A 13,234-nucleotide genomic window follows, 5' to 3' on the forward strand; every position below is an offset into this window, starting at 1 on the left:
TGTTTTAATATATTTTAATCGTTTTCTAATTTCCAAGTTCTTACCCAATCAATTTTCATGGTATTAATGGTGTTGTCAGATAAATCTTCTTTTTTAGCTAAGCCACCAATCCAATTTTCGTGATAGGTCCATAAATCGAAAATAATTTCTAAATCTCTAGTGAATTCTCTGTCGGAATAAGTTACACCAGATCTGTCGTGACCAACTGTTACACTTCCTGCAGGTTCACCATCCAAGTAAAATTGAATATTTTTAGAATCTTTCCACCAAACACCAAAGGTGTGGTAGGCTTCGTTCCATTTTACACCTTTTCCAGGGTTTGCATCAGATAAATTTGTGTTCATAAAATTATCTTCATCTCTAATTGTTCCAGGTGTTTTGTTTGAATCTGCTTGAAAATATTGAGAATTCATTCTTAAAGGAAATTCCGGTTGGCAGTCGCAAGATGGTTTTGGATTGTTTTCTATAATATCAATTTCATCTCTATTATTAATGTCTCCATTATTAAGCCAATAAGTATTATATGCTGAAATATTTGCCGCTTTTATACGAGCTTCAGTATACATAGGGTATTTAGTTTCTGCTTTTGAATGAATTCTTGCCGTTTGAAACCATCTATCATCAGGATTGCTTTCATTTAAAGTGGCTTTAATCCATAAATTTCCGTCGGTTACACCAGAGTTGTCTGATGACGTTGTCATAAACACTGGTACACCATAATTCCAAGTAGATTTAAACCATTTAGAGCTGTCCCAAGTGTCAAATTCATCCGACATAGATTCTAATTTCACCCATTTTTTTCCTTCTGGAGTTGTGTCTTCTAAAGAAGTAAATGAAGGGAAGTTTGGGTCTATATTGTTAAAATGTTCTGCAGTAAGTTCAAATTTAGTTACGGTAATATTTACAGTTCCTGTGTCTGAATCACCATCTTTATCGGTTATTTGATAAGTAAAACTATCGGTTCCAGTAAAGTTTGAATTTGGAATGTATTCAAATATACCATCGCTAATTTCAGTAGCATTACCGTTATTTGGAGAAGTTGCTAAAGAGTAATTGTCTGAATCTCCACCATCATTTCCTAAAGAATCATTAGTTGAAACATTTATTTGATTTGAAGTTTCTGAAGTACTATTTTCTATAACCGTTAACGTGTTGTTAACTGCTGTTGGAACATCGTTTGTATCAATAGGATCAATTGGGGCATTTGAGCTTGAAGAGCACCCAAAATTTAATGAGATTAGTAAAAATGCTATTAATGTAAAATTCAATTTTTTAGTTTTTATATTTTTCATTTGTTTAATTATCTGTTCTATATTCATACATCTTGTATGTGGTCTCTTTTACTTTTTTAATTAAATCCGAATACGGATTGTCGCAAACATCAATAAATCCAACATTGTAATTTTCACCATCAAAACGTCCTGTATTTGGTTCGTCTAAATATTGAAACCAATGCGCACCAACTATATTTGGATGCCTTAATGCTCCTTGAATATAACTCTTGTATAGTTCGCCTCGTTCTGCTTGATCTTTAGCTTTTTTAATTCCTACGTGAAAACTTCCTTTATCCAATGCTCCAAAATGAAATTCACCAATCATAACTGGTTTATCTACTCCTTTTGGAAGTGAGAAATCTTCGATAGAATATTCATATTTGTTGAAACTCATAATGTCTAAATAGTTACTTGCAGCTGTTAAAACAACATCGTTGTTAGCCCAAGCAAAGCGGCAACCCAAATAATTTTGATTTGGGGCTACTTTTTTTAATTCTTCATTAATAGTTTTGAAATAAGTATCAGCCAATTTTTTGTAGAAGTTAACTAAATCTTCTTTTGCGTTTTCTTGATTTGGTGCTTCAGTTGAATTCAATAAAGTATCCCAAGAAGCGTGATTCGTGTTCCAAATCGTATTCAATTTATCGATTGATTTATATTTAGATTTTAAATCTTTTACAAATTCAATTTTAGCTGGTTGATTTGCAGGACTTTTTAATGTTCCAATAGCTAAAGAACCAAGTTGCCCCCAAGATAATTCGTTATCTACAAAATAGCCGATACACCAAGGGTCATTTGCACCTTCTTTTTGAGATTCTACAGATTTTTTAACTGCTTTTCTGAAGTTAGGATCGAATACATCGTGAAATTTACCCCAGAAACCTTCTGAACCAATTATTTTTGGTGTGTTTCTAATCCAAATTGAACCGACATAAGGAGTTTTATGCATTCTTGTTGCGCCAAAATCAGAAACAAAACCAATGGTGTTCATTCCCCAATCTTTGATTCTTAAATGCGCCATTTCTTGGAATTTTGTCAGCCAATTTTCACCATATTTTCTATATAAATTACTTTGATAAAAGTTATAAGATTTATAAGGGAGTTTGTCTTTGTAGAAACCGTGAGAAGCGTGCCCTCCAACTCCATAGAATTGATTAAAAATTGTATCTTCTTTTGGTAAATATTCAAAATAATTTTCTCTGTGAGAAACACCTGTAAACACAGAAGTTGAAGCAACACAATTTAAACCTGCAGTCCAAAATACGTAACCTTCAGGATCTACAATCCACCATTTATTATTAACTTTTTCAGTTCTAAAAAAACCAGTAGCTTTTAGTTTTGGACCTTTAGTATATCCGCCATATTTTCCTAAATCTTTTGGACCAATTTCTTTAGAAAGTTGGCTTAATTCTTTTGAAGCAGCTTGTTTCAATTCTTCATCAGAATGCATTTTACCTTCCCAATCTTTGTGTTTATATTGCCCAAATTGATCTACAAATGGGAAAAAACCATCTCCTTTTCGTTCTTCTAATTTTCCAACAGCTCTAACGTTATCAATAGTAAATTGATTTGGTTGTGTTGCATAACGCGAACAAAAAACTAGTTCTTGAATTTTACTAATGTCTGTTTTTAAAGCTCCAGGAATTCCACGCATTCCAACAATATCAAGTTGAGGTTTAAACACCCAGTTTGTCCAAGCTAAATCTACAGTAATTGTTCCTTTCTCTCCAGGTTTTAAATCAATATAGTCAGAACAATACCAACGTTTTAAACCATCAGGATCATTACCAACAAATAATTCAACCTGAATAATTTCATCACCAGTATTTGAAACATCTGCTTTTACTTGATAAAAACCATTTAAATCCCAAGGATTTTCCTTTGAACTCACCAATTTAACTCCAGTTTCTCTTAATGTAAAACCATTATCAACTTGTAGAAAATTATTGGATTCGCCTTTTATTATTTTGAAAGTAGCATCTTGAGGTTGAATTTGAGATTCATTAAAATTATTTTCAAAATTGAATAAAACTAATTCGTTATTATTTGAATTGACTGATTTTTTATCAGAACAACCTATCATAATAAGTGAAAGAATATAAAATAGCTTAACAATTAGTTTCATAATATAATCGATTATTTAATTAATAATTCTTCTAACTCTTCTAACGATTTTCCTTTAGTTTCAGGTACTTTAAACCATATGAATAGGAACCCAATAACTGCAAAACTTCCAAATACTAAAAAAGTTGTTGCATTTCCTAAAACAGAAAGTTCTAGCGGAAATAATAATTGTACTAAAAACCCAACACCTAAGTTTATAAAACCAACAAAAGCTATGGCAAAACCTCTAATTCTATTTGGAAATAATTCAGAAAATAACACCCACATAACTGGGCCAATAGACATGGCAAAAAAACCTACAAAACCAATTATTCCAATTAAAATAAGTAAGGTATTCATTTTTGCTGAAGCTGTTATTAGAGTTCCTTCGTGAGTGCCAGCAGCTTCTTCACCTAAAGTGTTTACTAAAGCGGCTTTAAAATCTAAATCGTTGTCAAAAATTTTATCTTGAATTGAGTTTAAAGTTTCTTTATTAATTTCTGTTGGCAAGTTTGCAATAGCATCTTTACTTAAAGTATAAGTAGCATCACTAAATCCATAACTTAGTAAAAATAGGCAAACTGCAATTCCTGCCATACCAATAATAAGTAATGGTTTTCTTCCAAATTTATCAATGGTAAGCATTGCTACTATGGTAAAACCTAAATTGGTAACACCAACTAATGCTGCTTGAATAAATGAAGCATCGGTACCAATACCTGTTTGTTCAAATATCATAGGAGCATAAAATAAAACAGCGTTAATACCTACAATTTGTTGAAAAACACCAACAATTATTCCTATAATAATTACATTTCGCATCGATTTTTTGAACAAGTCACTAACCGTTGTTTTCTTTTTATTTATATCTTCAGAAATACTTTTTTCAACTTCTTGAATTTGAATTTTTGCTTCATCTGTAGAAACTACTTTTTCCATAACTTCAAGAGCTTCTTCCTTTTTATTATGGACCATTAACCAACGTGGACTTCTTGGTACTGAAAAAAGACCAAGAAAATAAAATATGGCAGGTACTGCTTCTAATCCAAGCATCCATCTCCAATTCCATTTTCCTAAACCAATTGAAGCAGCCCAACTAGCATCAGAATTTCCCCATTTTAATATTAAGTAATTTGTAAAAAAAGCTATTGAAATACCAATTACTATGTTTAATTGATTGAATGAAACTAATTGTCCTCTTTTATGAGGAGGAGCAACTTCAGCAATGTACATAGGTGCAATAATTAGTGCTGCACCTACGGCTAAACCACCAATTAGTCTAAATATAATTAACCATAAAAAAGAACCAGCTAGTGCAGAACCTACTGCTGAAATTGTGAACAGTACTGCCGCAATTTTTAATATTTTTCTTCTACCATGTTTATCACTTAATGGACCAGCAAAAATCATACCTATGGCGGCAGTTAAAGTAATACAGCTCACTGCCCAACCAACTTCTAATTTTGAAAGATTGAATTCTGATTTAATAAATCCAAGTACTCCCGAAATTACAGAAGCATCAAACCCTAATAAAAATCCACCTAAAGCAACAATTAGCGCTATACGAACAATGAAATTACTTTTTTTAGACATACAAATAAATTTATTTTGTTGTTAAATTACGTATTAAATTTTGTTCAAAAGTGAAATACGTTTCAAATATGAACCAAAAATAAATAAAATTTATTGGTAAAAAGATAATTCAGATATGAAATTTGTAAATATAACTAGATAAATACTGAACAATGAAGTTTTAAATCTTGTTAGTAGTTGAATTTATTAGTAAAAAGAAAAATTATTACTCTCCTAAGTATTTATTAATTTCAGCTTGCGTTTTTTGCAAGGCAAGTAATATTGTGTTTAAATTTTGATCAGATTCAAGGCTAGATGTAAAAACAGAGATAGCTAAAACAGCATTAATTCCAGATTCATTTATGCCAATTGGAACAGCAATATCTGTTACACCACTTGTAAGTTTACTATTAGAAAAGCTATAGCCATCTTTTTCAACTTTATTAATAAAAGTTAACAAATCTTGTTGTTCTGTTTTTGTCCATTTTGGGAAATGAGGATCTCTTTCTAAAATTTCTTTTCTTCTTTTTTGAGTGAGAGTTGATAAAAATACACTTCCGGATGTAGTTTTAGATAATGGAAAGTGAGTTCCTTCTTCAATAGATAAAGAAACGGCACTTGGGCTACGCATTTGAGAAATGATTAACAATTGGTCATTATTCATAATACTTAAATGACAAGATTGTCTTGTAGACTCGGATAGCGATTGCATTGGATAACGTGCTACTCTTTTCAATTCATCAAAAGGAGTATGTCTGTGAGAAAGCCCATACATTTTTAACGATAACCTATATTTTCCGGCATTAGATCCTCTAGTTAAGTAGCCTCTTTCTTCTAGGCAAACCAACATTCGGTATATTTCACTTGGAGTTCTATTTATTCCTTGTGCAATTTCAACTTGAGATAACGGGACACCTTCTTTAGATAAAAATTCTAGTATATCAAGTCCTTTATCTAGTGCTGGTGTGTTGTATTTTGGTTGTGTATTCTTTGCCATAGGTTCTTTAATTAATGGCAAATTTAATAAATCTATTTGAGTTCTTGGTGGTTTCATATATAAAATCTATTTTTGCATATGAAATTTAAAAACAATTAAAAAAGTAACATATGGCAAATCCATTATTAGGAACATTAATTCATGCAGTAGGTGGAGTAGCAGCTTCAACTTGCTATCTTCCATTACAAAAAGTAAAAAAATGGTCTTGGGACACTTACTGGCTTTTGCAGGCATCTTTTGCTTGGTTTATTTTTCCGTTTATCATAGGTTTTTTAACTGTACCAAATTTAATGGATGTTTTTGCCAAGGCAGATACTTCAGTTTTAATTAACGCTACACTTTTAGGTTCTATTTATGGGTTTGGTGGTATGTGTTTTGGGTTGGCTATTAGGCATATTGGTTATTCGTTAACTTATACTATTTCAATTGGTATTTCTGCAATTTTAGGAACCATAGTGCCTTTAATTATGCATGGAGAATTAGTTGAAAAGTATAATGCTCCAGGTGGAAATATTGTGTTTTTAGGAATGTTTTTCGCACTTATAGGAATTGTAATTTGTGGAGTAGCTGGATATAAAAAAGAGAACGATTTAAAAGATGTAAAGGTTGAAGGTGCAGAGCCTTTAACTTTTAATATGAAAAAAGGATTAACCTTAACATTAATTGCAGGTATATTGTCTGCTGTTTTTGGAATTTCTTTGGAAGTAGGTGAGCCACTTTCTGCAATTGCTGATGCAAATGGAGCAGGACAATTTCAAGGTAATGCAAAGTTAATTTTATCTACAGGAGGAGCTTTTATAACCAACTTAATATGGTTTACAATTGTAGGTCTTAAAAGAGGAACATTAAAACAATTAATAGATGTAAAAGGAATTGGTGTAAGCGCTTATTCATTAAATGTTGGAATGTCAATTTTAACAGGAGCTTTATGGTATGGACAGTTTTTCTTTTATGGTATCGGTCATACAAATATGGGTGATTTTGGTTTTGCTAGTTGGGTAATTCATATGTCTATGTTAATTTTCTTTAGCTACATAGTTGGTATTATAATGAAAGAATGGACACAGGTGACAAAAAAAACGAATACAATTTTAATTTTAGCTTTAGTTGTTTTAATAACATCGTTTGTTGTTATGGCTTACGGAACTATGCTAGGTGAAGGAAATATTGGAGGACATTAAAAAATATTGAAAGAAATAAAAATGAGTACAGAAACAATACAATTAAAAGGAATTACTTGGAACCATAGTAGAGGTTTTACATCAATGGTTGCAACAGCACAGCGTTTTTCAGAATTAAATCCTAATGTTGAAATTACTTGGGAAAAAAGATCGTTGCAAGCATTTGCTGATGAACCGATTAATGAATTAGCAAAACGTTACGATTTATTAATTATCGACCATCCTTGGGCGGGTTTTGCAGGTAAAAACAATGTGATTTTACCTTTAGATGAATATCTTCCAAAAGAATTTATGCAAGATTTGGCTGATAATGAAGTTGGACGTTCTCACGAGAGTTATTCTTCAAACGGACATCAATGGGCATTAGCAGTAGATGCAGCAACTCCTGTAGCTTCAAGCAGACCAGATATTTTAAAGGAAAAAGGATTAGAATTACCAAAAACATATGATGATTTATTAGCACTTGCTAAAAAAGGATTGGTAATTATGCCAGGAATTCCGCAAGATACTTTAATGAATTTTTATATGATGTGCTGTAATTTAGGTGAAGAAGTTTGTACTTCAAAAGAGCACGTTGTAAGTGAAGAAATTGGTATTCAGGCATTAAAAATGCTTCGTGAATTAGCTGTAGAAATGGATCCTGCAATTTTTGATTGGAACCCAATTAAAATCTACGAAGCTATGACGCAAACCGATAAATATGCATATTGTCCTTGGGCTTACGGATACACAAACTATAGCAGAAATGGATATGCTCGTAAGTTATTGCATTTTCACGATATGGTCGAAATTAATGGAGTTGGTGCAATTTCAACTTTAGGTGGAACTGGTTTAGCAGTTTCAGCGGAAACAAAAGAAATTGAAACAGTAATGAAATATGTTGAATATGTTGGTTCTGAAGATTGTCAGAAAACAGTATTTTTTGATAATGGTGGACAACCAGGTCACAGAAAAGCTTGGTTAGATGAGCATACAAACAATTTAACTGCAAATTTCTTTAAAAACACATTACCTGGTTTGGATAGAGCATTTTTACGTCCTCGTTACAACGGTCATATGTATTTTCAAGATAGAGCAGGAGCACCAATTAGAGAGTATATGATGAATGGTGGAGATGAAAAAGCGTTGCTTTCAAAATTAAACGAGTTATATATAAAATCATTAGACATTTAAATGTTAATTGAATAATTGATATGTTGTACGTCATTCTGAACTTGTTTCAGAATCTCATCATATAAGTTCAACTTCATAAAAAACAATATAAAATGAGACCTTTAGAAGGAATAACAGTACTTGAATTTAGTCAATTTATGGCTGGGCCATCAGCAGGTTTGCGAATGGCAGATTTGGGAGCTCGAGTTATTAAAATAGAAAGACCCGGAAGTGGTGAAGCAGGAAGAAAAATTGCTTTAAAAAATCTATTTTTAGATGGAAGTAGTTTGGTGTTTCATACAGCAAATAGAAACAAAGAATCTTATGAAGCAAATTTGAAGGATTCCGAAGATTTAGAACGAGTAAAAAAACTAATTGAAAAAGCAGATGTAATAACTCATAACTTTCGTCCAGGTGTAATGGAAAAAATAGGGTTAGATTACAAAACGGTTCAAAAAATTAACCCAAGATTGGTTTATGCAACTGTAACAGGTTATGGAACTGAAGGTGTTTGGGTAAAAAAACCAGGACAAGATTTGTTAGTACAATGTATGTCTGGTTTTGCTAATCTTTCTGGAAATAAAAATGACAATCCAACTCCAGTTGGCGCAGCAGTTTCTGATATTATTACTGGAACTCATTTGGTGCAGGGAGTATTGGCGGCATTAATTAGAAGAGAGAAAACAAAAAAAGGTGCTTGGGTAGAAGTTAGTTTGTTAGAATCTACATTAGATCTTCAGTTTGAGTATTTAACTACTTATTTAAACGACGGAAATCAAATTCCTGAAAGAACCGAAAGAGGTTCTGCAAATCCAGCTTTAGGTGCACCTTATGGTGTATATAAAACTAAAAATGGTTATATTTCTATTGCAATGGGATCTGTTCTAAAATTAGGAGAAACTTTAAATTGTGAAGCACTTTTAGAATATACTAATTCTGAATCGTGGTTTACAAATCGTGAAGATATTATGGTGATTTTAAGAGCGTTTTTAGCTGAAAAGAATACTTCAGAATGGTTAGAAATTTTAGAAGCAAATGGAATTTGGTGTTCAGATTTATACACCTATAAGCAATTGTTAGATCACGAAGGATACCAAACGTTAAAAATGGATCAAAAACTGAATTTGTTATCAGGTGAAGAAGTTCATACAACACGTTGTCCTATAAGATTGAATGACGAACGAGTGTACAGCCCTAAACCAGCACCACGTGTTGGGCAGCATACTGAAGCAATTATTAAAGAATTTAATTTGTAAAAGATGAAACCGTTAAAAGATATATTAGTAGTTGATTTTAGTCAGTTTTTATCTGCACCTTCATCAACTTTACGTTTGGCTGATTTAGGAGCTAGAGTTATTAAAGTAGAACGACCAGAAACAGGAGATATTTGTAGACAATTATATGTTTCAAATGTTAATTTAAATGGTGAGTCTAGTATTTTTAGAGCCATTAATAGAAATAAAGAGAGTTTTCAAGCTGATTTAAAAATTGAAGCAGATAAAGAACAAGTTTATAAATTAATTGAAAAAGCAGATGTTTTTGTTCATAATTTCCGTCCAGGAGTTATAGAACGATTAGGGTTTGATTATGAAACTCTTCAGAAAAAAAATCCATCATTAATTTATGGTGAAATTTCAGGATATGGAAAAGAAGGTCCTTGGAAATCGAAACCAGGACAAGATTTATTGGTTCAATCTTTATCAGGTGTTACATGGTTGAACGGAAATGAAGGAGATCCAACACCAATAGGATTAGCGTTGGTAGATATTTTATCTGGCGCACATTTAACACAAGGAATACTAGCGTCTATTTATAAAAGGTTAAAAACTGGAGAAGGTACAAAAGTATCGGTAAGTATGATGGAGTCTATCATAGATTTTCAGTTTGAATCTATTACCACTTTTTATCACGATGGCGGAGCGCCAACTGTACGTCCAAAAAGTAATAGTGCACACGCTTATTTAGGAGCTCCATACGGAGTTTATCAAACAAAAAATGGATATCTAGCATTGGCTATGGGTTCTATTCCGTTTTTGGGTGAATTGTTAAGTGCAGATGAATTATTGAAATACGAAGATTTTCAGACTTGGTATACACAAAGAGATGAAATTAAAGAAATTTTAGCTTCAACTTTAATGGAAAACACTACGGAACATTGGTTGTCTATTTTAGAACCTGCCGATATTTGGTGCGCAAATGTAATGACCTGGGATGTGTTATTTGAACACGATGGATTTAAGGTGTTGAATATGATTCAAGATGTAAAAATGGGGGATGGTTATGAGTATAAAACAACACGTTGTCCAATAAAAATTGATGGAGAATACTTAACGTCACCTGTAGGTTCACCTGCTTTAGGTGAACATACAGCAGAAATTACAAAAGAATTAATTGAAAGCTAATGAGTTCAAATAAATTCAGAATAGCAGTCAGAAAATTTGATGCATTTGAAAGTGCGATTGATAAAATATGGCAATTGTTTTGTAAAAAAACAGGTTGTACTTTAGAGTTGGAAGCTATTCCTCTTGATTTGCATCCTTTGTATGATACTATTTTAAAAGAAGAAGGATTAAAAAATGGAACTTGGGATGTTTCTTTAATAAATACAGACTGGATTGCTGAAGCGAATGCAACTAATTCTGTAGAAGATTTAACTTCTTATATAGTAAAAGATGCACCTCAAGATTTTCCAAATGGATGGTCTAGATCGTTATTATACAAACAAGAGTTTGATGGTAAAACAGTTGGTTTACCATTTCACGATGGCCCTGAATGTTTAATTTATAGAAAAGATTTGTTTGAATCTGTTGAAGAAGGTGTAGCTTTTTATGCTAAATACGGTAAACCTTTAGAAATTCCGAAAACTTGGAATGACTTAATGCAAGTTGCTGAATTTTTCAATAGACCAGAACAAGATTTATACGGAACAACATTTGCTGCTTTTCCTGATGGGCACAATACAGTATTCGATTTTTGTTTACAATTATGGACTAGAAATGGAGAGTTATTTGATGAAAACAAAAACATTAAATTAAACTCTGAAGCTGCTGTTGAAGGAATGGAATTCTACAGAAAAGCTTTGAAAAACACCGATGCAATTCATCCAGAATCTCGAGATTTTGATTCAGTAAAATCAGGTTTAGCTTTTGCAAATGGAAATTTAGCAATGATGGTAAATTGGTTTGGTTTTGCTTCTATGTGCGAATTTTTAGAAGATTCAAAAGTAAAAGGGAAAGTAGATATAGCAAATGTTCCTGCTGGACCAACTGGTGAAGGAACTTCATTAAATGCTTATTGGATGTATGTAATTGGAACTGGTAGTAATCACAAAGAATTAGCCTACGAATTTATCAAATTTGCTGTAAATGAAGCGAACGATAAATTGTTAACTTTAGAGGGCGCAATTGGTTGTAGAAAATCTACTTGGCACGATGCTGATGTAAATCGAGAAGTAACTTATTATCACAAATTAGAAGAATTACATAAAAAAACACGATCACTTCCTAGAAAAAGTAATTGGTCTGAAATTGCTGATGTTATAGATCAGTTGGTGTTGGAAGTTATAAATACTTCCGAAGACATTCAGACAATTTTAGATAAAGCACAACAAGAAGTAAATCGTATTGAAAATATATAATGATGGAATTAAAATATAAACCAGAATTACCAAAAGAAAAGCGACCAATTTATATTATTGGAGCAGGAGGAATTGTTCGTGATGCACATTTACCAGCGTATAAAAATGCTGGTTTTGTGGTTGAAGGAATTACCAACAGAACAAAAAAGAGAGCAGAAGATTTAGCAGCATCATTTAACATTCCAAATGTGTATAATAATGTTGAAGAAATGGTTGCTGCAGCGCCAGAAAATGCAGTTTTTGATTTAACACTAATGCCAAACCAGTTTGTAGCAACGTTAGAACTGTTGCCAGATGAAGCTGCGGTTTTAATTCAAAAACCAATGGGAGATGATTATGAGCAAACATTGGCTATTTTAGAAGTTTGCAGAAGAAAAAAACTAAAAGCCGCAATTAACTGCCAAATGCGTTATGCACCTTATGTAATGGCTGCAAAGTATTTAATTGAACAAGGTTTAATTGGTGAATTGTACGATTTTGAAGTTCGTTTGTGTTTATATACTCCTTGGGAATATTTTCCAAATGTGGTAAATCATCCACGTTTAGAAATTCAACAACACAGTATTCATTATATAGATTTAATTCGTTCGTTTTTAGGAAATCCAGGAAAAGTGTATTCAAAAACATTAAAACATCCTGCAAAACCTATGTCATCTACACGTACAACAACTATTATGGATTATAGTGATAGTATGAGAGCGATTATTAATACTAACCACGATCATAATTTTGGAGAGAAAAACCAAGAAAGTTTTGTGAAATGGGAAGGAACGAAAGGAGCCATTAAAGCAAGAATTGGATTGTTGTTAGATTATCCAAACGGTAAACCAGATTTATTTCAATATTGTATTGTAAAAGAAGGTGAAGAACCAAAATGGGTTGAAGTTGAATTAGAAGGTTCTTGGTTCCCAGATGCTTTTGTAGGTACAATGGCTTCGTTAATGCGTTATGTTGAAGGTTCTACAGATGAACTGCCAACAAGTGTAGAAGATGTAGTGCATTCTATGGCAATTGTTGAAGCTGCTTACGAATCTAATAACGAAGGAGGAGTATCTCCAAATTACAATATTTAAATAAAATAATTTTCATAAGAAATGAAAGCAACACAATACGAGGGTAATAAAACCTTCACAGTAATAGAGAAGGAAATCGAAGCTCCAGCTAAGGGAGAAGTACGAATTAAAGTAGCATTTGTAGGAGTTTGTGGAACCGACGTTCATATCTATCACGGAATGATGGATAAGCGAGTGAGTATGCCAGAAACTATAGGTCATGAAATGTCAGGAATTATTGACGCAGTTGGAGAAGGAGTTTCAGA

11 protein-coding genes are annotated in these 13,234 nt (G+C 32.3%); 7 read left to right on the forward strand and 4 right to left on the reverse strand.

Going from position 1 to position 13,234, the window contains the following annotated elements; all coding sequences use genetic code 11:
• Positions 1-14 precede the first annotated feature (14 nt).
• The 4 genes from BLU40_RS09290 to BLU40_RS09305 form a co-directional block, all read right to left on the reverse strand.
• The gene (locus BLU40_RS09290; RefSeq protein WP_139170937.1) at positions 15-1,292 is read right to left on the reverse strand and encodes an Ig-like domain-containing protein; all 1,278 of its coding nucleotides are present in this window, start codon (positions 1,290-1,292) and stop codon (positions 15-17) included.
• A 4-nt stretch (positions 1,293-1,296) separates the two neighbouring features.
• The gene (locus BLU40_RS09295) at positions 1,297-3,399 is read right to left on the reverse strand and encodes a beta-galactosidase (protein ID WP_139170938.1); all 2,103 of its coding nucleotides are present in this window, start codon (positions 3,397-3,399) and stop codon (positions 1,297-1,299) included.
• A gap of 11 nt (positions 3,400-3,410) precedes the next feature.
• Entirely contained in the window at positions 3,411-4,970 is a 1,560-nt protein-coding gene (locus tag BLU40_RS09300; protein ID WP_090122686.1) for a sugar porter family MFS transporter, read from the reverse strand.
• Between the two features lie 205 nt (positions 4,971-5,175).
• Positions 5,176-6,003, reverse strand: coding sequence for an IclR family transcriptional regulator (locus tag BLU40_RS09305; protein ID WP_090122688.1), 828 nt, complete (start codon positions 6,001-6,003; stop codon positions 5,176-5,178).
• Between the two features lie 53 nt (positions 6,004-6,056).
• Here BLU40_RS09305 and BLU40_RS09310 point away from each other — a divergent pair, with 53 nt between their 5' ends.
• The 7 genes from BLU40_RS09310 to BLU40_RS09340 form a co-directional block, all read left to right on the forward strand.
• On the forward strand, positions 6,057-7,127 hold the full coding sequence (locus BLU40_RS09310; protein WP_090122690.1) for an L-rhamnose/proton symporter RhaT: 1,071 nt from the start codon (positions 6,057-6,059) through the stop codon (positions 7,125-7,127).
• Between the two features lie 21 nt (positions 7,128-7,148).
• The gene (locus tag BLU40_RS09315; RefSeq protein ID WP_090122692.1) at positions 7,149-8,300 is read left to right on the forward strand and encodes an ABC transporter substrate-binding protein; all 1,152 of its coding nucleotides are present in this window, start codon (positions 7,149-7,151) and stop codon (positions 8,298-8,300) included.
• Between the two features lie 92 nt (positions 8,301-8,392).
• The gene (locus tag BLU40_RS09320; protein ID WP_090122694.1) at positions 8,393-9,535 is read left to right on the forward strand and encodes a CaiB/BaiF CoA transferase family protein; all 1,143 of its coding nucleotides are present in this window, start codon (positions 8,393-8,395) and stop codon (positions 9,533-9,535) included.
• Positions 9,536-9,538: 3 nt separating this feature from the next.
• The gene (locus BLU40_RS09325; protein ID WP_090122696.1) at positions 9,539-10,681 is read left to right on the forward strand and encodes a CaiB/BaiF CoA transferase family protein; all 1,143 of its coding nucleotides are present in this window, start codon (positions 9,539-9,541) and stop codon (positions 10,679-10,681) included.
• The gene (locus BLU40_RS09330; protein WP_090122698.1) at positions 10,681-11,916 is read left to right on the forward strand and encodes an ABC transporter substrate-binding protein; all 1,236 of its coding nucleotides are present in this window, start codon (positions 10,681-10,683) and stop codon (positions 11,914-11,916) included. The genes BLU40_RS09325 and BLU40_RS09330 overlap by 1 nt, the downstream gene beginning before the upstream one ends.
• Positions 11,916-12,989: a Gfo/Idh/MocA family protein gene (locus BLU40_RS09335; RefSeq protein ID WP_245729920.1), complete on the forward strand. Its 1,074-nt coding sequence runs from the start codon at positions 11,916-11,918 to the stop codon at positions 12,987-12,989. The genes BLU40_RS09330 and BLU40_RS09335 overlap by 1 nt, the downstream gene beginning before the upstream one ends.
• Positions 12,990-13,010: 21 nt before the next feature.
• On the forward strand, positions 13,011-13,234 hold a 224-nt coding region (locus BLU40_RS09340), incomplete at its 3' end, for an alcohol dehydrogenase catalytic domain-containing protein (RefSeq protein WP_175454765.1).

Source organism: Lutibacter oricola (assembly GCF_900106565.1).
Classification (GTDB): Bacteria; Bacteroidota; Bacteroidia; order Flavobacteriales; family Flavobacteriaceae; genus Lutibacter; species Lutibacter oricola.